Origin of the sequence: Pseudomonas sp. SIMBA_068, from assembly GCF_046534705.1 — a bacterium.
In the GTDB taxonomy this organism is placed as follows: Bacteria; Pseudomonadota; Gammaproteobacteria; order Pseudomonadales; family Pseudomonadaceae; genus Aquipseudomonas; species Aquipseudomonas putida.
Genome location: NZ_JAWRYI010001699.1, coordinates 1 through 235 on the forward strand (window position 1 = coordinate 1; position 235 = coordinate 235).

The 235-nt window shown below is 45.1% G+C and carries 1 pseudogene; it reads right to left on the reverse strand.

Annotated features, from left to right (window positions below):
- Positions 1–235: pseudogene (locus SB756_RS35530) on the reverse strand (acetate kinase); the annotation flags it as partial.

The following is a 235-nucleotide window of genomic DNA, read 5'->3' on the forward strand; positions in this document are numbered from 1 at the left end:
GTTTTTGTGCCAGAATAGTATTAACGATAAAGTTGAGCGCTTCGCTGTGAGCGGCGCCTGCACCTAAAGCCGCTTCCTGTTTATTGCCGTCCATTTTCCATTTGATACGTGCTTCAGGCAGGTGGAAACATTCGGCTAAACCAGAAAGGTACTCTTCACCATTTACTGCATCGATGATGGCAAATTTCAGTGAAGAACTACCGCAGTTCAGAACCAGTACTAACTTACTCGACAT